17 protein-coding genes and 3 pseudogenes are annotated in these 21,997 nt (G+C 33.9%); 8 read left to right on the plus strand and 12 right to left on the minus strand.

Features of this window, described 5'->3' with window-relative positions; genetic code table 11:
• Window positions 1–218 precede the first annotated feature (218 nt).
• From menD to F6K27_RS12010, 7 genes and pseudogenes are all read right to left on the minus strand, one after another.
• Window positions 219–1,976: a 2-succinyl-5-enolpyruvyl-6-hydroxy-3-cyclohexene-1-carboxylic-acid synthase gene (menD, locus tag F6K27_RS11980; RefSeq protein WP_287276356.1), complete on the minus strand. Its 1,758-nt coding sequence runs from the start codon at window positions 1,974–1,976 to the stop codon at window positions 219–221.
• Between the two features lie 275 nt (window positions 1,977–2,251).
• A complete protein-coding gene (locus tag F6K27_RS11985) occupies window positions 2,252–2,797 on the minus strand; it encodes a DNA-binding protein (protein WP_192901076.1) in 546 nt (181 codons plus the stop codon).
• Between the two features lie 256 nt (window positions 2,798–3,053).
• A pseudogene (locus F6K27_RS11990) lies at window positions 3,054–3,783 on the minus strand (formylglycine-generating enzyme family protein); the annotation flags it as partial.
• A gap of 58 nt (window positions 3,784–3,841) precedes the next feature.
• Window positions 3,842–4,141, minus strand: a complete 300-nt coding sequence (locus F6K27_RS11995; RefSeq protein ID WP_287276357.1) for a hypothetical protein — start codon at window positions 4,139–4,141, stop codon at window positions 3,842–3,844.
• A 748-nt stretch (window positions 4,142–4,889) separates the two neighbouring features.
• On the minus strand, window positions 4,890–5,585 hold the full coding sequence (locus F6K27_RS12000) for a hypothetical protein (RefSeq protein ID WP_287276358.1): 696 nt from the start codon (window positions 5,583–5,585) through the stop codon (window positions 4,890–4,892).
• Between the two features lie 328 nt (window positions 5,586–5,913).
• Window positions 5,914–7,407 carry an isochorismate synthase MenF gene (locus F6K27_RS12005; protein WP_287276359.1) on the minus strand — a complete coding sequence of 498 codons (1,494 nt, stop codon included), beginning with the start codon at window positions 7,405–7,407 and terminating at the stop codon, window positions 5,914–5,916.
• 424 nt (window positions 7,408–7,831) lie between these two features.
• Window positions 7,832–8,983 (minus strand): transposase, encoded by a 1,152-nt coding sequence (locus F6K27_RS12010; RefSeq protein ID WP_287276360.1) that lies wholly within the window; start codon window positions 8,981–8,983, stop codon window positions 7,832–7,834.
• Window positions 8,984–9,435: 452 nt separating this feature from the next.
• On the opposite strand from F6K27_RS12010, the gene menA reads away from it, so the two are divergent.
• The gene (menA, locus tag F6K27_RS12015) at window positions 9,436–10,332 is read left to right on the plus strand and encodes a 2-carboxy-1,4-naphthoquinone phytyltransferase (RefSeq protein ID WP_287276361.1); all 897 of its coding nucleotides are present in this window, start codon (window positions 9,436–9,438) and stop codon (window positions 10,330–10,332) included.
• Window positions 10,333–10,722: 390 nt separating this feature from the next.
• Window positions 10,723–11,121: a peptide-methionine (R)-S-oxide reductase MsrB gene (gene msrB / locus F6K27_RS12020; protein ID WP_287276362.1), complete on the plus strand. Its 399-nt coding sequence runs from the start codon at window positions 10,723–10,725 to the stop codon at window positions 11,119–11,121.
• Window positions 11,122–11,342: 221 nt separating this feature from the next.
• Here the strand turns inward: msrB and F6K27_RS12025 are convergent.
• Window positions 11,343–12,107: pseudogene (locus tag F6K27_RS12025) on the minus strand (RNA-guided endonuclease InsQ/TnpB family protein); the annotation flags it as partial.
• Window positions 12,108–12,143: 36 nt separating this feature from the next.
• Here F6K27_RS12025 and F6K27_RS12030 point away from each other — a divergent pair.
• A complete protein-coding gene (locus F6K27_RS12030; protein ID WP_287242959.1) occupies window positions 12,144–12,320 on the plus strand; it encodes an anacyclamide/piricyclamide family prenylated cyclic peptide in 177 nt (58 codons plus the stop codon).
• A gap of 180 nt (window positions 12,321–12,500) precedes the next feature.
• Window positions 12,501–13,331, plus strand: a complete 831-nt coding sequence (menH, locus tag F6K27_RS12035) for a 2-succinyl-6-hydroxy-2,4-cyclohexadiene-1-carboxylate synthase (protein WP_353735977.1) — start codon at window positions 12,501–12,503, stop codon at window positions 13,329–13,331.
• A gap of 11 nt (window positions 13,332–13,342) precedes the next feature.
• On the opposite strand, the gene F6K27_RS12040 is transcribed toward menH, so the two are convergent.
• The 3 genes and pseudogenes from F6K27_RS12040 to F6K27_RS12045 all read right to left on the minus strand — a co-directional run bounded on the left by F6K27_RS12040 (window position 13,343) and on the right by F6K27_RS12045 (window position 13,885).
• Entirely contained in the window at window positions 13,343–13,609 is a 267-nt protein-coding gene (locus F6K27_RS12040; protein WP_287276363.1) for an EF-hand domain-containing protein, read from the minus strand.
• A 39-nt stretch (window positions 13,610–13,648) separates the two neighbouring features.
• Window positions 13,649–13,699, minus strand: a pseudogene (locus F6K27_RS33625) (hypothetical protein); the annotation flags it as partial.
• 18 nt (window positions 13,700–13,717) lie between these two features.
• Complete coding sequence (locus tag F6K27_RS12045; protein ID WP_287276364.1) at window positions 13,718–13,885, minus strand: hypothetical protein; 168 nt, start codon at window positions 13,883–13,885, stop codon at window positions 13,718–13,720.
• A 732-nt stretch (window positions 13,886–14,617) separates the two neighbouring features.
• Here F6K27_RS12045 and F6K27_RS12050 point away from each other — a divergent pair.
• The 3 genes from F6K27_RS12050 to F6K27_RS12060 all read left to right on the plus strand — a co-directional run bounded on the left by F6K27_RS12050 (window position 14,618) and on the right by F6K27_RS12060 (window position 20,014).
• Window positions 14,618–15,580 (plus strand): o-succinylbenzoate synthase, encoded by a 963-nt coding sequence (locus tag F6K27_RS12050; RefSeq protein ID WP_287276365.1) that lies wholly within the window; start codon window positions 14,618–14,620, stop codon window positions 15,578–15,580.
• Window positions 15,581–16,553: 973 nt separating this feature from the next.
• The gene (locus tag F6K27_RS12055) at window positions 16,554–18,035 is read left to right on the plus strand and encodes a 2-succinylbenzoate--CoA ligase (RefSeq protein WP_287276366.1); all 1,482 of its coding nucleotides are present in this window, start codon (window positions 16,554–16,556) and stop codon (window positions 18,033–18,035) included.
• Window positions 18,036–18,892: 857 nt separating this feature from the next.
• Window positions 18,893–20,014, plus strand: coding sequence for an alkene reductase (locus F6K27_RS12060; RefSeq protein WP_287242956.1), 1,122 nt, complete (start codon window positions 18,893–18,895; stop codon window positions 20,012–20,014).
• Between the two features lie 263 nt (window positions 20,015–20,277).
• Here F6K27_RS12060 and F6K27_RS12065 read toward each other — a convergent pair whose 3' ends face one another.
• Entirely contained in the window at window positions 20,278–21,279 is a 1,002-nt protein-coding gene (locus F6K27_RS12065) for a glycosyltransferase family 2 protein (protein ID WP_287276368.1), read from the minus strand.
• Between the two features lie 392 nt (window positions 21,280–21,671).
• Between F6K27_RS12065 and F6K27_RS34350 the strand changes: the two genes are divergently transcribed.
• Window positions 21,672–21,971, plus strand: coding sequence for a hypothetical protein (locus F6K27_RS34350; RefSeq protein WP_375339678.1), 300 nt, complete (start codon window positions 21,672–21,674; stop codon window positions 21,969–21,971).
• Window positions 21,972–21,997: the final 26 nt, after the last annotated feature.

Consider the following 21,997-nt stretch of genomic DNA (forward strand, 5'->3'; position numbering starts at 1 on the left):
ATAGGGAACAGGGAACAGGGAATAGAGAACTGTAAAATGGTTTTTCCTGTGGAAACGCTCTGCGAATAAGATTGAAAAATGTCTTAACCAATTTTTGTAGTGGTATACACTTTAATTTATAGCAGTCGAAGCAAATGGCGCGGACAGATCAAAAGCTTAAAACTCAGACAACATAATATTTTTCCTTCTTCTTTCTTCCTTCTTCCTTCTTTCTTCTGCTATAGCAATAGATTTGCTGCAAATTTATCTAAATTATTTAACCGCCATTTAGCATCTAGTCGGCGGTTTGTTTGTAATTCTAAAACTCTTATTCCACTACTTGGTAGAGTATTTAAAAGTTGTCGTAATTGCTGCCAAGAAGATATATTCTGATGTTCTACACCATAAGTATTACAGAGAGCAGCAAAATTAATATCTTGGGGAGTAGCGAAAAATTCTGTAAAAGGTGGTTCAAATTTAGCTATTGGTAACATTTCAAAAATTCCTCCTCCCTGATTATTAATCAAAATAATAGTTAAATGACCGACTAATTTATTTCTCAGTAAAAAACCATTAGTATCATGTAAAAGTGCTAAATCTCCTGTTAACAAAACACTGCTTTGTTGACGATGAGCAATACCTAAAGCAGTTGATAAAGTACCGTCTATTCCGTTTGCACCTCGATTGAAAAATGGCTTGATTTGGGAATTATTAGGAACCCAGAAAAATTCTACATCTCTGACTGGCATACTATTAGCAATAAATATTGGTGTACCTTGGGGTAATATTTGAGAAATTAACCAAGGTATTTTAGGTTCAAATATTTGATTAATTGCTGCCATTTTTTTGTTGATCGCCTCTCTAACTTTTACTTCAGCATTGCACCACAAATTTAAGTAATTGCCATCGGAATTACTATGGAAAAGTTTAGGAGTAAAAATTTTAGCTAGTTGTTCTACTGAAAGTTGTAAATGATTTGTCTTCCCATGGAGCGGGTCAAAATTATCCTCGCTTTGATCGATGATTAATCTATGAGGGTTAGTTGTTTCTAGCCAAGTTCTTAATTGTTTACTTGTTGGTAATTCGCCGATTTGTAAAACTATTTTAGGAATAAGTTTTTGTGCTATTTCCTGATTTCTTAAAATTAAATCATAAGTACTAATCAAATAGGGATTTAACCTAGGATAGTTTCTCAGAGGAGATAAACCTTCAGCTAAAACTGGGAAGTTGAGAATTTGAGAAATTTGAGCGATCGCCTGACAATATTTTTGAGGATTTTTGGGTTGTGCTAAACCTGCAATAATTACGCCTTTGCCAGATTGAAGTTGATTTTTTAAATCTAATGTTAAGTCAAAATTAGGCAAAAATTCTGTTGTGAAAATTGGTTGTACTGTAGCAAAAAAGTTTTGGGGGAATTTTGCTTCTAAAGTAATAACTTCTGGTTGGGGTATAGGAGGTAAAGGGTCTCGAAAAGGAATATTAAAATGCACAGGTCCTGGTGTTGGTAAAATTGTTTTTCTCCAACCATGAATAATTGTTTGTCTTAAATATTCAAGTATTTTTAGTTCTATAGAAGGCAAACTTAGTTCAACTTGCCAGTTGGGATAACTGCCATACAATTTAACTTGATCTATTGTTTGACCTGCATGACAATTTCGTAATTCTGGAGGTCTGTCTGCCGTTAAAACTAATAGTGGAATACGACTTTCTTTTGCCTCTATTATGGCAGGATAAAAATTGGCAGCAGCAGTACCAGATGTACAAACTATTACCACAGGTTGATAATTTTTCCTTGCTATTCCTAGAGCAAAAAATGATGCGGAACGTTCATCAAGAATAGGAATTGTTTCGATTTTTGGGTGAGTGGCAAAGGCAAATGTTAGAGGCGTGGAACGGGAACCAGGGCTAATAATTGCTGTAGTTAATCCTAGATATTGTAATGTTTCTACTAAAATTGATGCCCAGACTGTGTTTATATTTCTAAAATCAATTGGCATTTTTGAGTTTTGAATAGTAATAGGGTACTCATCACAAAAACTAATACCAAATTGATAAGAAGTTGCATAGAAAAATATTTTAATCGGGGTTGACTGTAGATCGAGATAGACAAGTTAATAAATTTCATAATTCTGTGCCACCTCACATAAAATTGGTATAACACCTACTACCTACCACCTAATTCTTGCAGCCTCACATAAAATTGGTATCAGGGTTATAAAAGTACCTGAAACAATAGAATATCAATTAACTGAACCTTTGCCTCTCTCTATATCTAACTACTTCTGTTATTTACTTTAGTTTCCGACTTTTTCTTTTTAGCTTTAGACTTTTTTGGAGTCTCTTCTGGAGGCGGACCATAATCTCCATCTGGAAAATATTTTCGCTCAACTATATATTCTGGTTCCACTTCAATCCACAGCCGGGCACCCCCAGCTTGACTTTTATTAGGTTGATGAGGTTGATAAACGATTTGGCAAGGTCCGTTAATTTTCAGGGCGTGGCAATATTTTTTTTTATCCCCCACTTTCACAGCAATTGCTGGATGAGAAGTTCCATTGTCTCGGTTGTAATCAATATTCTTCCGTATAACATGAACAATAGTTTTGGCTTTGCGTTGAAGTTTGTTCCAAGTAGGTTGTGGACCACGACTACCTGGTGTAATCTCTGGCATTCCCCGATGGTTAAGGGGAATCATCCAAAGTCTTTTAAATTTATAAGCTCCTTGAACCCGGCCTTGATTAAGTAAAGTTCGCAATCTACCTGTTGAGATATTTAGCAGAAAAGCTGCTTGTGTTGTGGTTGTTGTTGAGATAGTCATAACTATAACGTCTTAGTTTTGAAATTTGAGCGTATGATTTTTGATTGAATAAATTAATTTTAAATTTTGAAATACAATTTCATAAGTAGGGAGATAGAGAGAATCATATGTGAAGTTCTCTCCCGTTAAATCGGAGATTATAACGGGAGCTTCTAAAACAAGGATAACTATACCCAAATTAATGTTGAAGTCACGCCTGGCACTCCGGCAATCCCAAGAATTGTAGTACCAGCTACCGCCACGGAGCAATCTTCTATTACCTAAATAACATGGGAGCATGAAAGCCATCGTCTTTTAAGCGATGGATGAAAGGTGACTCGTCGGATTTTAATCCGAAGTATTTTATTTTACTATTTCCTCCAGTTTCCCAAGCACTTCCGTTAGTAGGCGCTCCATTATAATTATCGTGCCAAACATCTAGACACCATTCCCAGACATTCCTGTGCATATCGTATAAACCAAAGGCATTGGGAGGAAAACTTCCTACATCTGTTGTTTGTCCTCTTTTCCCCTCATAGTTAACTAACTCAGACGTTATAGTTTTTCCAAAATAGAAAGGAGTAGTCGTCCCGGCGCGACAGACATATTCCCACTGACTCTCGCTGGGCAGGGTATAAATTTTCCCAGTTTTCTCAGATAGCTTTTAACAAAACTCTATGGCGTTGTGCCAATTCACATTTTCCTACTGGGCGACTTTCTCTTTTAAAGTGAGAAGGATTATTTCCCATAATGGCTTGGTACTGGTTTTGAGTAATAGGATATTTACTCATATAAAAAGCTTGCAGAGTAACTTGATGTTGCGGACTTTCATTACTATCTCTTCCCGCCTCATTTTCCGGCGAACCCATGAGAAAACTTTCTCTAGGAATATAAACCATTTCTAATTTAATCCCATTACCCAAGTATGCGATTTTTTGCCTGGCAGTTCCCTGGGTGCGGTTAATAATTTTGCCAGAGTTGTTGACAGTAACTACTTCAAAAGTAAAGACTTCCCCTTTCGACTCCCACTGCCTTTTTTCCTCTGCATCTCTTTCTTGTTTTTACCTAGTCTTCGCTATTGGTTTTGTAACCTCTTTTAATTTCTATTCCCACTCCTTGAAGTTCTTCATTTTCCCTGTAATTACTCAAATTCGAGAAATTATCCCCACCAAACTTTTGATTTATCTCTTGTTCGGTTTTCCCTTTTGCCAAGAGTTTCTGTTTAACATTCGTTTCCCAATGTAAGGCACGTTGAATAGCAAATTCATAGAGAATTGTCGGATAATGTAGATTGCGAATTATAGTTTTGTAGAAAGGATAAATTTCTTGTCCGCCACTCCAATAGGCAACTTGAATATTAATCAAATCTCCATCTACTTCTGATTCTATTAATAGTATAGGTTCAGATTTTAAGCGACTAAATATAGCTTTAACTGCACTACCTCTAGCAAAACGGTTACTATCCCAAGCGTGGTCTATTAATTCTGTGGGTCGTTGTTTGTTTTCTAGAGGATAGTATTTTTCGAGGAAATTTCGTAAGTTTTGGGAAAGACGTTTTTCTACTTTAGGAAATCCAGAAGTAGAAGTTTTATTTAGGTGTTCAAACGGTCATAGTCTATTTCTGGGGGTGCGAGTATTATTTGTATGGGCACAAGATTTCGTCCTTGATGATATTCAAGTATTTGCCAGGGGTAAATTTTGAGTAGCCAGTTATCTAATTCTTTAATTTCTAGGGCAGCTTCTCGTTGATATATTGCGTTGAGAAATTGAGTTTCTCGGTTATATTGAGCAAGTTCGATTTGTAGTTGTTTTTGTTGTTGAAATAGCCATGCTTGAAATTATTGATTGCTTTTAGCTATTTGCATATCCACTGCTTGAATAAATTCTTGGAGTGTCCGATTTTCTTGCCATTGGTACTAGACTATTTTGCCTTGAAATTCTTGACGATAAGTTTCTAGGTCAAATTGTGCAGAGATTTGTTTTTCTTGTAGTTCTTTTTGATGAGCAAAGCGTTGACTTTCCAAGTCTCTTTGAAATACTTGATTATTTTGTTGTAATTTTGCTTGAGCATCAAGATGTTGATATTCTATTTCTGCCTGAAATTCTTGGTTATTTAGTTACCATCTGTACCTGCATATCCTAAATAATGATAACTAGAATTATAAACTTTACGATCTTTTAAATAACCTACATAATGACCATAGCGATCGCTACTTGTATGTAGGTCAATATGACCTGCATTATCTATTGTTGTGTAAGGATATTTATCGTCATAATTATATGCAGCAGTGGTGGATGAATTAAATTCTAAATGATGACTATATAGACTCATATTTTGACTCTCAAAAGTATGAGAACTTAAACTTAAATTATTTTGCTCTTGCTGAAAGTGAGAAATTTCTGGTGGTAGAGCATGAGAGTTTACCCCAGAAATTTCTGTACCAAAATTTTGATGTTCAAATTGCTGCTGCTGATGGAAATTATCGGTAAAATTTTGATTTATATCATGCGACGTTGAGGAAAAATCATCATTGTTAAGTAAACCATAATTGTCACTAATACCACTATCTTGATTTGCAAAATTATCGAACGAAAAATTATTTTGCTCCAAGTCTATATTTGCCCCTAAACCCATACTTGAATGTTGATATTCAAATTGCTGTTGCTGATGGAAACCATCGGTCAAATTCTGGTGTAAATCTTGATTTATGTCATCCAGTGTTGAGGATAAGTCATCGTTATTAAGTAAACCAGAATTATCACTAATACTGCTATCTTGATTTGACAAATTATCAAATAAATTGTTCATATTAATTCTACCCTTAAACTATATTTGCATTATATCTTTATGGCAGTTGAAAACTAGCAGATAGTTGTGATAGATAAATTCTATTATTATATGTAGAGCTTACTGAATAAATAGAATGGTTGGCAAGCATTCAGTGGTCAGCTATCAGCTATCAGCTATCAGCTATGAGTTATTAACTCATTATTGTGGCAGAAAGAATTAGTCTCGAAGAAGAATGAAAAGTTATTAATAAAATTGGTCATCAGCGAACCTTAGTCGTTGCTTGAATATGTTCAAAAGCTGAATGTTGAATGCTAATAGCTGAATGCTTACAAATGGTTGTATTTACTTAAACTAAAGCTTTTAATAAAGTCTGAAGTTTTAGTTGAACTTCTGCTAATTCTTTCTCTGGTTTTGAACCAGTAACTATGCCTGCACCTGCAAAAAGTCTGGTACGGTCTCCGTCTATTAATGCTGACCTAATACCTACAACAAATTCTCCATTTCCTTGATAGTCTATCCAACCTATAGGTGCTGCATAAAGTGAACGCTCGAAAGTTTCAAAATTATGTATTTGTTGTTGAGCAGTATCTCTAGGAACTCCTGCTACTGCTGGGGTGGGATGTAACTCTGCTAGGATTTCTAATAGATGAATATTTTGGGAAATTTCTGCTGTAATTGGTGTCCATAAATGCTGAATATTTGACAATTGTAATAAATGGGGTTGAGGTGGGTAATGAGGATTTAATCCTAAATCTTGGAGATGTTTAATAATAAAATCTATGACAAATTGATGTTCTCGTAAATCTTTTTCACTGCATAATAAACTCTTGGCTAATTTGACATCTTGGGTGGAAGTTTTACCTCTGGGCGCTGAACCTGCTAAAGCATCTGTAATTAATTGATTATTATTAATACTAATTAATCTTTCCGGACTTGCGCCTATGAAGTTTTGACCTTTGCCATTACTGGTAGAAAATACATAGCAGTCTGGATAAATGAATCGTAAGTTATTTAAAGACTGAATTAAGTTAACAGGGGTTTGAGAATATATGTCTATGGCGTGTGCTAAAACTATTTTTTTTAAGGAATTTGAGTTAATCAAATCTAGAGCGGAAGCTACTGATTTTTTAAAGTCCTGTAAATGATTGGGATTAATTTTCCGAAGATTTCCGCGAGGCTTGATTAAACTTGATAAAGAAGTATTATTTATTTGAGTAATTTGCTGGTATTTCTGCCAAATTATCTGGGAAATATTTTTAATATTTATAGATGTAGTAATAACTGTATTAATCACAAGTATACAGCGATTATTTTTCTGAGTTATTTGCCACTGTGGCAAAAATATAGTTGCAGAAGGAAAGTGAGAGTTTATAGATGGTTTCTCCTGATAATTACCATTTTGAGAAATATGTAGATTGATTTGGGAATCTTGTTCAAAGAAAGTAAAACTACAAAAAAAGTGAGGACCTGAAAATGGTAAATGTGTTGTACCTACAACAATTGTATTGTTAAGATATGACTGAATAAAAGATCGAGCTTGTGAGAAACGGTTCCCACCCATAACAGTCAAGTGGGTAGCAGCATCTGCAGCAGCGATCGCTAAGGTATTTTTTTCAGTATTTGTTTTTCCAATAATTTGTTTTTCGAGATAAAAATGTAGTTGATGAGGTTCACAAATTTCCTGCAATACTGCTAGGGGATCTACTGGTAATATTTCCACAGAAATACTAATGACTTTTTTCTGTACCTGTTCCGTTAATGTCTGTTGACAATTTAACAGAAACTGATGCAGGTCCTGGCAGCTTTGAAATAGATTAACAGAAGTGGGTATTGCAGGCATGAAAAAAAGAATCGGAAATTTTCACTGAATATTAAGAGAAAGTGATTGGTAGGGCTGTTCAATTACTAAATATGGCCCAATTTATCTCCTAGTTTTAATTAAAATTATCACCTTTATTTATATTAGACCCCATAGTTATGGTCAAAATTAAATCTTTTTTCCTCCTTTTTTTGCATTTCTCTTTTCTGTTTTCTTTTTGAGACTTTGACATATAGTTAGCGCCAGGCTATTGCCAAGAGCTTTAAGTTTGGTTTTTTGACACTCCCACCGTTAAATCAAAGATTATAACGGGGGATTCTTGATTCAATGACTCTTAACTAGGTAACAAATCAAATAAGCTGAATTGTACCCCCGTCAGACCGTCTCTACAAGCTCTCTTGCTCCGTCTTGACGCTGAGGGAACCTCAGCGCAGGCGGTGCGCTTTTATTTAACGGTGTGCCCCACCGCTCTTAATCCTCTATTTCTGATTACTTTTGCAGCAGCTACATCACGATTAACCTGACAACCACAGTTGCTACAATTATGTTTTCTCTCAGCAAGTTTTTTCTTGTTTAAATAACCACAATTTGGACATTCTTGAGATGTATAATTCTTATCAACCTTGGCATAATATTTACCTCTTTTCCAAAAAACATAAGGTAATATTTCATTAATAAACTTACCTATTCCAGAGTCTAGAGATTGCTTTCTAACAATACCTTTAGACCAGGAAGTAAAGTTAATATCTTCAACAAAAGTATTATCTGCTAAATCACAAAGTTGATGAGCTAATTTAAAATGCCAGTCACGTCTAGTATTAGCTATTCTTTCATGTAAGCTAGCTATTTTATTCTGAAGCTTTAACCCATTACTTGACCCTTTAGTTTGATTTTTAAGTCTACGTTGCAGCAATTTAAGCTCGCGTAGTTGACCTAACAAAAACTTAGGTGATGTAAACAATTTACCTGTAGAAGTTGCTACAAAATTTTCTATTCCTGCATCTATCCCTAAAGACTTTTTTCCTACTGGATTATCTGGAACTAACTCTGATGATTGGAAACTAACCATCAAATAATAACCACTAGCTTTTTTAACTATCCTAGCTTGTTTAGCTACCATATTTTCTGGATATGGTCTGCTTTGCCTTAATTTAATCCAACCTAACTTAGGTAGTTTAAATCTGTTATTACCCAAGCAATTCTTTAACATTGCTGGAAAGACAAAACTCCTCATCCTCTTCTTGAATCTAGGAAAACCTCTTCCTAAACTTTTCATATCAACAAATGCTCTATCTAAAGTTTTTAAAGTTTGTTGTAATACTTGAGCATTAACTGACTTTAACCTAGAATTAGTTTTCTTAGCTACTGTTAAACTTTTAGCTTGACAATTATAATTAGGGTAGGGAGCATCAACAGGAATAATATATTCAGAAATAATTGAACAACTATTAATCAGTGATTTTCTTGAACTTAGCCAGTCTTTCCGCTCTCTCAAAGCATAATTATATACAGTTTTGCAAACATCAAGAATCTGATTAATTTCTGCTTCTTGTTGTTTTGTAGTTTTGAGTTTATACTGGTAAGTTAAAGTAATCACGTTGACGGTTTTTTTTGTTTCCTAACCTATTAATAATATCACACAATATTATTAATTACAAACCTTATTAAATATCTCAAAAACCTAGATCAAAGGATTCGCTACCGCTCAATTAATTTGCGTTTTTGTAATTCACCTCACCGCTATAATCTTTGATTTAGCGGGAGTCCTCTTTCAACATTCTCTGATAGAGGATTATTCAGAACAACTAGAAAGGCCAAATTGAATCAAATGTAAAGGAAAAATAAATTACATAATTTTTTGTTAAGTTTTCTGCATAACTCGGAAATTAAAGTCTTAAGAGATGAACAATTGTTGTGAGCGAAAAATATTTCTGAAGTATGTTTATCATTATCTATACTTAGGGTTGAGAAGTTTGTCACAACTGATTAAACTATGACAATCAACGAGCATAACTATTGCCACAATCAAAGATTAATTATCAAATTAAGATGACATTTCAAACAATAAATCAATCTCAAAAAAAATTATGGCTAGCTGCCATCAAACCACCTATGTATAGTGTAGCTATTATGCCTATATGGGTGGGAACTGCAATAGCTTTCTGGGAAAAAAATTCGATTAATTGGTCGATTTTTTCAACATTTATTACATCAGCAATTTTCATTTTAGCTTGGGAAAATATTAGTAATGATGTATTTGACTCAGAAACAGGTATCGATAAAAATAAACACCATTCTTTAGTAAATTTGACAGGAAATAAATCTTTGATGTTCGTCCTGAGTAATTTATTTTTACTGTTGGGAATTTTAGGAATTTCAGGAATTAGTTGGTGGCAAAAAGATTTAACGGTGATTGGATTAATATTGTTGTGCTGTTTTTTGGGATATATTTATCAAGGTCCTCCTTTTAGATTAGGATATCAAGGCTTAGGAGAAATTCTCTGTTTTTTTGCTTTCGGTCCTTTGGCAATTTCTGCTGCTTATTATAGTCAAACTAAAAGTTGGTCAATGATAAGTTTGACCGCATCAATAATTATTGGAATTACTACTACTATTATTCTCTTTTGTTCTCACTTTCACCAAGTAAAAGATGACTTAGCAGCAGGGAAGCGATCGCCTATTGTGAGAATGGGAACTAAAACAGGTTCTCAATTATTAAGTTGGTCTTGTGGTATTGTTTTTGTACTCATTTCTATCTGTGTAGGTTTAGGAATTTTCCCTGTTTGGACTCTGTTAAGTTTTGGTGGTTTACCATTTGCTATTCAGTTATGTCGCCATGTTGGTAATTATCGCGACCAACCAGAAAAAGTTAGTAACTGTAAATTTATTGCTGTTTATCTACATTTTTTTAGTGGATTATTATTTGGTTTGGGATTTATTATTTAAACATGAGATATGGGAAATATGAGGAGCAGGAAATAGGTAACAGAAAACAGTGGGAAAAATATTTCCCTGTCTAAGATTGATTGTCACTCTTAATAGACATCTCCAATAATAAAAAATAAAATCAATTATCGTAGATAAATCATCAATTATTTCCATCTACTCTGTAGGGACGTTGGATTCAACGTCCCTACTACTCCCTACTCCCTCTTTTCCGGAGAGGTCTAATATTCTAAGCAACTCAATATTTTCTATATAATTTTCTGCCCAAGCAAAAAAACAATCCTCAGACTGCTTAACAATATGTTACAATTAGTTAAGCATGACAATCTATAGCACTTAAAAATTAGGTGTTGTGCTCAAAAATAATCTGTGAATAGGAATATTAAAAGTATGGTTAGTAAAGTTCAAAAAAGCGAAAAAGAGTGGAAAGAACAACTCACACCAGAACAGTTCAATATAACTAGAAAAAAGGGAACTGAAAGACCATTTACAGGGGAATATCACAATAATAAAGAAAAAGGAATATACAAATGTGTTTGTTGTGGTGCTGACTTATTCAGTTCCGAAGAGAAATATGATTCTGGCACAGGTTGGCCGAGTTATTGGGCACCGATTAATCAGGAAAATATCAAAGAAGAAGCTGACTGGAGTCTATTTATGCGAAGAACAGAAATTCTCTGTAGTAATTGTGATGCTCATCTCGGTCATGTTTTCCCTGATGGTCCTCCACCAACTGGATTGCGTTATTGTTTGAATTCTGCTGCGCTGAAGTTTGTTAAGTCTGATTGACGTTCTCCTCTGCCTAAAGGCAAGAGGATTCTAAATATCACTATGCTCGACTTTCTCTTTCGTCGAGTCGGCTTATCTGTTTGGGTTTCCCCATCCAGACAGAGGCCAGTCTCTCCAGAGATGTTACTTTCCCCGCGCCCCGGGGTAGTTGATAGTTGCTTGAGAGCAGATTGGAGAATGTTGATTGCAGCATTTGCCTCCTACGGAGGAGCTACGCTAACGTCTCTATCTGCTTCATAACCACAGTGGGGACATTTATGGGTTCTAGTGCTTAAAGTTTTGCTTACTTTTTTACCGCAGTTCGAGCAGTTTTGAGAAGTATTGAATGGCTCAACCGCGATAACCGGAACTCCATAAATGCTGCCAAAATACTCTAACCATTCCCTAAATTTGTACCAAGCAGCATCATTAATGGACTTGGCTAAATGATGGTTTTTCACCATGTTACGCACTTTTAGGTCTTCTATCGCTAGCAAGTCGTTAGACCGGATGACGCGCTGCGCTGCTTTGTAAGCCCAATCGTTAGATACCTTGAGATGCGCTCTAGCCAACCGATTCCTTGCTTTTATCCTGTTTTTGCTACCTTTTTTAGTACCAGATAAACGCTTCTGTAGCTTTTTGATTTTGCGCTCATCCTTTCTGAAAAACCGAGGATTATCTACTTGATTACCTTCAGAATCGGTGTAGAAACGATTTAAACCTACATCTAATCCCGTTTGTTTTCCTGTTAATTCTTTTTTTTCCTCCCTAGTGTGGTCAATCAAAAACTGAGCATAATAACCATCATGCCTTCTAATTATTCTGACTCGTTTAATTTGTTTGAGTTGATAATAATGAAGGTTGCGACTTCCCCATAGTTTAAAAGTACCAACTTCAAATTTATCCGTTAAAGTCAAATAACGTCTATCTTCTGAAAGTTTTCAACCAGAGGTTTTATATTCAACCGAGGCTCTGACCTGGTATTTTTTAAACTTAGGATAGCCCTTCTTTGATGAGCTAACTTGATAATAGGAGAAAGCACAATGAAAAAAGAAAAGAAAAATCTTCTACCTCAAATATCTGCACCAGTCCAGCGACAAATCACAGGTCAAGAAGTAACAGCTCAAAGCTCAAATAATGGCATAGCTTCATCTATCTTTGGTATTGAGGAGCGTGGTAGCGGAGTTTACTTAACTTTTGCAGGAGATGATGCAGAGTAAAGCTCTCAAATAATTGCATATCTCAGAATACTTCAAAATTTTTTCTCTAAGTTCATCAGTTTTCATTGATTTTAAATGATGTCAAAGTAAATGAGGCTAGAGGCAAATAACAAAGGTAGTAAAAAATTAAATATCTGTGAATAATCTACCGCCTATTCTTACCCTATCTAGGGTTTTTTTTTGACAAAATTGACAGAAATATCTCGTTATTATCAACTCAACTATTATTTAACAGGTAACACTAATAACCCTGTTATTCTATTACTACATGGATTTATGGGAAGTAGTAATGATTTTGTCGATTTCATTCCCCAATTATGTGAATATTTTTGTTGTCTAACAGTTGATTTACCTGGACATGGAAAAACTATAGTTACTGGCAGTGATGAGTATTACGATATGGAAAATACTGCCATAGCATTGATTCATTTATTGGATGAGTTGAAAATTGATAATTGTTATTTATTTGGTTATTCAATGGGTGGCAGATTAGCTTTATATATGACCATTAGTTTTCCCACTAGATTTAATAAATTAATATTAGAATCAGCGTCGCCAGGATTAAAGACTGAAGTTGAGCGATCGCTCCGTCGTCAATCAGATTTAAAGTTAGCTGATAAGTTAGAAAACAGTAATTTTCAAGAATTTTTATCTAATTGGTATAGTCAAGGATTATTTAAATCTTTGAGGCAAAATAATAGTCTTGAGAAAGTCATAGAAAGACGGTTAGAAAATAAACCATTAGAATTAGCAAAGTCTCTCCGAAATTTGGGAACAGGCAATCAACCTTCTCTCTGGGATAAATTATTAAATCATCAGATTCCTACTTTATTAATGGTGGGAGAATCTGATGATAAATTTAAAGCTATTAATTTAAAAATAGCAGAATTATGTCAAGTTGCTAATCTGAAAATAATTCCTGAATCTGGTCATAATATTCACTGGGAAAATCCTAGAGAATGGATTGAAAATGTAATAAATTTTTTGGCAGAAGGAAGGAAGAAGAAGTAATTCAAGAAAAGCTAAATTTCATAGGAACCATAAAGCCAGTTGCCTAAAGCATCAGGATCGTTACTGACATGAAAATCTTGACTTCGTTGAAGATATTCTTCTCGTGAAATATACCCTTTTCCATCCCCATCTAATTTGATAAATGCAGATTTAGCAGTTGCTTCATCTAAACCAATAGCTCGGCAAAATTGTATGTATTCAGATTGAGAAATAGTTCCATCATCCGCATCAAGGATACTGAAAATAGTATTAGCTTTAGCAGTATGAGATTCCTGCATTTCTCGTGAATTAGGAAAATTATCAACAGATACCTCGACAACTTTTAAGTATTCCTGAAGACTAACTTTTCCATCACCATTAATATCAGCAGGTTGCCAAAAATTCGTCTAGATAGACTTAAACTTAGCAAGAATATTTTCAAATTCTAATGTTCCAGGTTGCCAGTCTCGCAATTGAGCAAGATTTTTTGCCCACCTTTGTAAGTCTGCTTCTTCTACATAGCTACTACCATCAACGTCATATAAATAAAAATTCTTAGTGTGTTTTTTCGCCAAAAACTCGATAAGAATTTTTTTCTCTTTGAGAAAGAACAAGATAGGTATGTCACGACTATAATTGATTGCCGAGTAATTTTCAAGAGTCAGATTTAAAATTAGCTGATAAATTGAAAATATAAGGATGATTGGGGTGCATATCATATTTGCAAAAATACTTTTTTCCTATATATTCTCAGATGAGCTGTTGCCTTTCGGAGCTGTTGCCTAAAAGCAATAAATTTTTAGCTTTATTCAAAATTGAGATGCACCCGATGATTGTGATTTTCAGCTAAATAAATCAGACAGCAAAAATACAACTTTTATAGATGTGGTCTAATCTAATTAAAACTGCTATAAATTTTATCCTTACCTTGCAATAAAAAGGCAAAGAGGTTAAATTTTTCCAAAAAAATCTTCCCCCAAAAATTATGTACTATCAACTTTTATAGATGTAGACTAATTTAATAAACACTACTATAAATTTTATAGCAGTCACCAAGGAGCTTAGGACATAAAAGACAAACATAGCTATCGTCTCTATGAGATGGTCTAATAATTTGATATTTTTCTCTGCCCTAACCGCTGTAGCAGTTGCTATATAGTCATTCCAATTAAGATTGAGACACTTAACCTTGATATAATCCTTAAAAATAAGGGATTTATCCGTCTCATTTTTATTTGAAACTACTATACCTTGTAAAAAATAGACTAGGAGGTTGAATTTTTCAAAGAAAACCTTCCACAAAAATTATGCACTATCAACTAAAATTTTTCCTCTACAAAAGGAACTTCAAACAACCTCTCAAAACCAGCCATGGTATCTGGAATATTAGAGAAGGAATTATTTTACAACTAACCAGCAAAACTGGAAAAATAGGTTTAGGTGAAATTGCTCCTTTGAGTTGGTTTTGCTCTGAAACTTTGTCGGAAGCTTTAGATTTTTGTCACCACTTACCAACAGAAATTACAGTAGAAACAATTTTATCTATTCCTGAAAATTTACCTGCTTGTAAGTTTGGTTTTGAGTCGGCTTGGGAAAATCTTAGAGAAAGAGAAATAGATAAGAAAGAAGAATTGAAAAACTCTAATTTTTACAGTGCTTTATTACCAGAAGGAGAGCCAGCTATAGAAATTTGGAAGCCACTATGGCAAGAAGGATATCGTACTTTTAAATGGAAGATAGGAGTTAATAAAATTCAAACAGAAATCCAAATTTTTCAGCAGTTAGTTAAAGGACTTCCTACAGAAGCAAATCTCAGATTAGATGCTAATGCTGGATTAACTTTTGAGGAGGCAAAACAATGGTTAGAAATATGTGAAAATCTCAATTTAATTGAATTTATAGAGCAACCTTTATCTGTCGATAAATTTGAGGAAATGTTGAAATTAAGTCATCAACACTTGACTCCTATTGCTTTAGATGAATCTGTTGCTAACTTCAGTAAAATGCAACAATATTATCAACAGGGTTGGCGAGGAATATTTTCGATAAAACCTGCTATTTTTGGTTCGCCTTCCCAACTCCGTAATTTTTGCCAAAATCATATTATTGATGTAGTTTTTTCTTCAGTATTTGAAACAAAAATTGGTAGAAAATCAGCACTACAACTCGCGACAGAATTACAACCAAATATACTTAAAAGTCGTGCTTTTGGTTTTGGAATTACTCATTGGTTTGATGAACAAGAAGAAATATGGCAAGACAATTTATAAGTCAAATTTTTAACTATCTGAGTACAAGTAGTGATTTACTGAAAAACTGATAAGTAATAACTGATAACTGATAACTGAAATTACTCATTGGTTTGATGAACAGGAATAAATATGACAAAAAAATTTATGAACCAAATTTTTAACTATCTGAGTACAAGTAGTAATTTACCGAAAAACTGATAACTGAAATTACCCATTGGTTTGATGAACAGGAAGAAATATGACAAGACAATTTATAAGTCAAATTTTTAACTATCTAAGTAAAAGTAGTGATTTACTGAGAAACTGATAAGTAATAACTGAAATTACTCATTAGTTTGATGAACAAGAAGAAATATGACAAAAAAATTTATGAACCAAATTTTTAACTATCTAAGTATAAGTAGGGTTTGCTGAAAAAGTCTTTTTGTTGAGATAGGGAGTAGGGAGTAGGGAGTAGTGAAGAGTCAAGAGTTGGAAAGAGTCGTAGAGGAACTACTTGGAAAAATTATCCCCAAATTGTTCTGCCTCTATCTTGCCCCAATACTCACTTTTTGAGCAATGTGCAGGCAAAAACCTGCTACTTTTTTACTACCTAAAAAGGCAAAAACCTTTATATATCAAGACTTTTATCTTTAATCAGCAAGCCCTAAGTAGTGATTTACTGAGAAACTGATAAGTAATAACTGAAATTACTCATTAGTTTGATGAATAAGAATAAATATGACAAGAAAATTTATGAACCAAATTTTTAACTATCTAAGTAAAAGTAGAGATTTACTAATTGGTAATAAGTAGGTGCGGGTTTAACTAAAAGCCTTGAGATAAGAGAATCTAGTTCTCAAAACCTGCCCTCTTTATTCTATTGAGTGTTTGAAACAAAAGTTATTAGAAAAACAGCACTATGACTTGGAACATAATTACAACAAAATCTACTCAAAAATTGTGCTTTTGGTTTTGTAATTCCCCATTGATTTAATGAACAAGAGAAAATATGACAAGACAATTTATGAACCAAATTTTTAACTATCTGAGTGCAAATAGTGATTTACTAATTAGTAATGAAAGTAGTTATATCTACTCTATTAGTCAAAAAAAGTTTGATTACTTGAACGAAAATTTTCACCCAGAATCTGCACCAAAGATATTTATATCAGAATCAAAACCAACAGAATTTATTACCAGTTTTGTTGCTGCTGTTGCTACTGGTTTTCAAGTCTTTCTATGTAATCCAAATTGGGGGAAACAAGAATGGGAACAAGTATTAGAATTAGTACAACCAGATATAATTTTTGGAAATACTCCCGACGAAAATTTTCTAGGAGCAGATATATACAAAAATGATGTATCTCCTCAAAATAGCATCTCTCTAAAACCAATACATACTAATAATAATACCAAGGAATTTTTTCCAAAAAATTTGATTATGATTCCTACTGGTGGCTCATCTGGAAAAGTTAAATTTACCATTCATACATGGGAAACATTAATAGCATCTGTGGAAGGCTTCCAAAAATATTTCCAAGTACAAAAAATTAACTCATTTTGTGTTTTACCCTTATATCACGTCAGTGGTTTAATGCAATTCATGCGCTCCTTTATTACTGGAGGAAATTTAGTAATTTTGCCATCATATAAAGAAATTTTCGACAAAAAGGAATGGAATATTAATCCCAATAAATTTTTTATTTCCCTAGTACCAACTCAATTACAAAAGCTGATACAAAATTCAGAAACAGCAAAATGGTTATCTAATTTTCAGACAGTGCTTTTAGGTGGCGCACCTGCTTGGCAGGAATTATTTGATGTAGCTAGAAAATATCAGATTAGATTAGCACCTACTTACGGAATGACTGAAACTGCTGCTCAAATTGCTACTCTTAAACCCAAAGATTTTTTGAAAGGAAATAATAGCAACGGTCAAATTTTACCCCACGCAGAAATTATGATTAAAAGTGAAAATGGGGAGATTTTAGGCAAAAATCAAATTGGAATTATTAACATCAAAGCTCATTCTTTAGCATTAGGATATTATCCCAACTTATTTAATTCTTCTGAAAGTTTTGTGACGGATGATTTAGGATTTTTGGATAATCAAAATTACTTAAATATAGTAGGTCGTCGTAGTCAAAAAATTATTACTGGTGGGGAAAATGTTTTTCCGGCAGAAGTAGAAGCAGCTATTTTAGCAACTGGATTAGTTACTGATGTTTGTGTAATAGGTTTACCCGATAAATATTGGGGTGAAATTGTGACTGCTGTTTATGTTTCTGATGACTTAGAAGTTTCTGTAGAAAAGTTTATGGCTACTATTAATGAAAAATTGAGTAAGTTTAAACAACCTAAATCTTGGGTTAAAGTTAAAAATTTACCTCGTAATTATCAGGGTAAAATTAATCGTGAATTGTTAAAAGAAATAGCAATTCAGAAAGAAGAAGTAAGAAGTAAGAAGGAAGAAGGAAGAAGGAGGCTTTAGTTATTTAGGAGACAAGAAAATATTACATTGCCTGAATTTTAAATTTTTGATATTTCGACATCTTTCTTTTCAGAAGGAAGAAGGAGGCTTTAGTTATTTAGGAGACAAGAAAATATTACATTGCCTGAATTTTAAATTTTTGATATTTCGACATCTTTCTTTTCAGAAGGAAGAAGGAAGAAGGAGGCTTTAGTTATCTAGGAGACAAGAAAATATTACATTGTCTAAATTTTAAATTTTTGATATTTCGGCATCTTTCTTTTCAGAAGGAAGAAGGAAGAAGGAAGAAGAAAGAAGAAGACTTTATACCAATTATCATGCATTAGTGCTATGGTTGCGTAATACTTCAGTTATTAACTAATTCGTAGAATCCGAATTACTTTTCAGAAGGAAGAAGAAAGAAGGAGGCTTTAGTTATCTAGGAGAGAAGAAAAGAGTGCATCTCATAGCAAGCAAAAATACTTTGTTTCTATATATTCCCTGTTGCCAGATGAGCTGTTGCCTGTTGCCTAAAAGCAATAATTTTTTAGCTTTATTCACTCATTGAGATACACCCGAAGAAAATATTACATTGTCTAAATTTTAAACTTTTGATATTTCGGAACCTTTCCTTTTTGACTTTTTAACTCATACTAATTCAAGCTCTAATCAAACTTACACCTGACTGCTGAATGCTGAATTCTTACATAATCTTGCTCTTGATTAAGCAAAATTATTTAATACTAAATCTATAGCTATAGATAGTTAAATATCACTCAAAATTATAATTTTTTGATAACTTCAATCTATGTTTAATTCCAGGTAAAATAAACCAATGAATATGAAATTATCATCCTAGAAACTGAGCAATCAAAAAAATGACTACTCAAACAAATTCACAAACCCTACTAACTCCCTTAATGATGGGAGATTTAACCCTAAAAAATCGAGTTGTCATGGCTCCAATGACCCGATCGCGAGCAGGCACAGAGCGAATGCCCAATGCGATGATGGCCGAATATTATGCTCAAAGAGCTGGGGCAGGTTTAATCATTTCAGAAGCAACTGTCATTTCCAAACAAGCTAATGGTTGGCTAAATACACCAGGCATTTACTCAGACGAACAGACAGAAGCTTGGAAACAAGTTGTAGATGCCGTCCATAGTAAAGGCACTCCTATGTTCCTTCAACTTTGGCACTGTGGACGAGCTTCTCATAGTAGCTTTCACGAAAATAGTCAATTGCCCGTGGCCCCCTCTGCTATTAAGTTGAATCAAGAATACGTTCATACTCCCATTGGCAAACAACCATTAGAAACTCCTCGCGCTCTAGAAACAGAAGAGATTCCAGGAATTGTAGAAGATTATCGTTTGGCTGCCGAACGTGCAAAGTCTGCTGGTTTTGATGGAGTAGAGATTCACGGAGCAAATGGCTATTTGATTGACGAATTTCTACAGTCAAAAACCAATCATCGGAGCGATCGCTATGGTGGCAGTCTGGAAAACAGATTTCAGTTTCTCAAAGAAATTGTAGAGTCTATTTTAACTGTTTGGCCTGCTAATAGAGTTGGGGTAAGAATTTCTCCTAATGGTAATTTTAACGATATGGGTTCGCCAGATTTTCGGGAAACTTTTATTTATGTTGCGCAACAGTTAAATAATTATGGGTTAACTTATCTTCACGTTATGGATGGTTTAGCTTTTGGTTATCACGAATTAGGTGAACCGATGACTTTGGCTGAATTTAGAGAGGTATTCACCAGCACTCTTATCGGAAATTGTGGATATACTCAAGAAACTGCTGAAACAGCAATTCAAGCTGGAAATGCCGATCTAATTGCTTTTGGACGACCCTTTATGAGTAATCCAGATTTAGTAGAACGTTTTACCAATGGCTATCCTCTTAATCCACCTGCTGATGTAAAAATTTGGTATTCATTTGACAAAGAAGGATATATTGATTTTCCCACTTATCAACAATCCCCAGTAAAAGTTTCTTAGTTTAGTAGATAAGTACCTGGCAAAAATCTATTGAAAATTATATTATTCCCCCTTTGTCAGGGGGAAAATTCATATCAAATTTAGATCAGGAGTCAGGAGTCACCGAGTCAGGAGTCAGTAGGTAGAAAAGAGTTTTTCAGTAACTTTAGAGTCAAAAATAGGTATAATTCCCACTATTGTTTTGGGTGAAAATTTACCACTAATTGAATTTCATATATCAAATCAGCAAGGCTTAAATGCCTTCTTCCTTATTCCTTATTCTATTAATTTTTACCAACAATTTCTCTAACTCGATAAATAGGTCGTTCTTGAGATTCGTGATAAGTTCGCATCAGTAATTCTGCCAATAAACCAAAACTAAATAATTGTAAACCTGCCAGTAATAAGACAACAACTAAAATTAGTAGAGGGCGATCGCCAATCCGTTCATTAAAGCCAAATTTTAGGATAGTTAAATAAATCCCAAAAAATAGACCAACTCCCCCAGAAATTAAACCCAACATTCCAAAAACGTGCATCGGTCTAGTGAGGAATTTTTTCATAAAAAATACTGTTAACAAATCCATCACAACTCGGAAAGTTCGCCCCAAACCATACTTACTTTTACCATAGCGACGAGCATAGTGGTTAACAGGTATTTCCGTAATTCTTGCCCCTTCAATAAAAGCTAAAGCTGGTAAAAATCTATGTAATTCACCATAAAGGTTCATATCAGCAACCAATTCCAAACGATAAGCTTTTAAAGAACAACCATAATCATGTAAATTTACCCCTGTAACTTTACCAATTATCCAATTAGCAATTTTAGAAGGAAGTAGTCGTGTAACAGCATCATCCTGCCTATTTTTTCGCCACCCACTAACTAAGTCATAACCTTCATTGAGCTTAGATAATAATAGTGGAATATCAGCCGGATCATTTTGTAAATCTCCATCTAAAGTGACAACTACTTTGGCCGTAGCATACTTAAACCCTGCTGCCATAGCTGCAGTTTGTCCATAATTTCGGCGGAGAATTACTGCTTTTAAATCTGTACGTTTTTGAGCTAATTCTGTTAGTAGTTTTGTCGAACCATCCCGAGAGCCATCATCTACACAAATAATTTCGTAGGTAAGCTGATTTTCCCTTAAACTAGTAGAAATTGTTTCCAGTAGTTGAGGAATACTATCAACTTCATTGTAAATAGGTGTCACAATAGATATATCTAATAGAGTAGGAGAACTTTTATTTACTCCTATCTCTTGAGTGGATAAATAGTTACTCATTTTTATTAGCTACTAGGGATAAATTTTTATTTTATTTAGTTTATCATAACCAGTTGAATTTTTGACTGAGTATTCGTAGCAGCAAAATTAGTAATAATTTTAACCAAGACTACTCTAGGGGTAAATACAGAAAGCGAAAACTTGTCTAAGGGACTGTTTGTAAAGTTTTGTAATATACAATGATTGACCTTTAAACTGTAATAAATTGGTTATTTATCCCAGATTTATAGGCTGAAATACCCAATTTGCGAGGGGTAAAAACACTTCATAATTCTTTACAAACAACCTCTAAAGTCTCTCAAAATTACTCATAATTATAGCTATAAAACTAAAATTAGTAAGTTTGTTCAGTTGTATATCCATGATAATCGTGAGATTGGCGTTCGCGGAGCGTGGCGTCAGGCATATCGCCTATTTCAATTAGATTTGGGTTCATAGTCGCATTTGAAAATACATCAGCACAAAGGGCAGGTTTAGTGATCGCTCCTTGGAACTGGAATGACTTAATTACTTATCCCACACTTTGCGCTCTGCACTACCCAATTTACAAAAAAGCATTAAAAAAAGGAATTTTTCATCTGCCGATGAGTGAAATAAAAATTCCCACTTCACAGACAGAAATAATAGAGGCAAGAATTATCCCCAAAATTAGCTTTTATATAATAGAAATAGTCTATGAAAAATCGGAGTAAACAACAAATAATCAACAAATAGCAGG

Origin of the sequence: Okeania sp. SIO2F5, assembly GCF_010692685.1 — a bacterium.
GTDB lineage: Bacteria > Cyanobacteriota > Cyanobacteriia > Cyanobacteriales > Microcoleaceae > Okeania > Okeania hirsuta.